Source organism: Bacillus sp. SIMBA_005 (genome assembly GCF_046535585.1).
Classification (GTDB): domain Bacteria; phylum Bacillota; class Bacilli; order Bacillales; family Bacillaceae; genus Bacillus; species Bacillus pumilus.
This window is the reverse complement of record NZ_JAWRWI010000566.1, coordinates 1-264: the sequence shown is the minus strand read 5'-3', so window position 1 is coordinate 264 and position 264 is coordinate 1. Positions and strand designations below refer to the sequence as shown.

The following is a 264-nucleotide window of genomic DNA, read 5'->3' as shown; positions in this document are numbered from 1 at the left end:
GCTCCGAGTTTCTTCCTGTAATCGCTTGATCAAGAACATAAACGCCGATCAGAATGGGGATCACAAGCTTCACAGCAGTGCCAATCAATACGGTGAGAAAAGAAAGCGGCAAAATTGTTTTTCGATATGGTTTGACATAGCTCAGCAGCCGCCACATTTGAGCCCAGTTAAACGGCTTTTCAATGATTTCATCTGAAGAGTAATAGAAACGCTCTAAAATCCCCTGTTTTTTCGTTTGTTTCATTTGGCCCCTCCCTATCCAAC

General features: G+C 43.2%; 1 pseudogene. It reads right to left on the bottom strand.

Annotation, left to right across the window (positions count from 1 at the left end):
* Positions 1 to 244 (bottom strand): annotated as a pseudogene (locus SB660_RS21320) (ABC transporter ATP-binding protein); the annotation flags it as partial.
* Between the last annotated feature and the right edge of the window lie 20 nt (positions 245 to 264).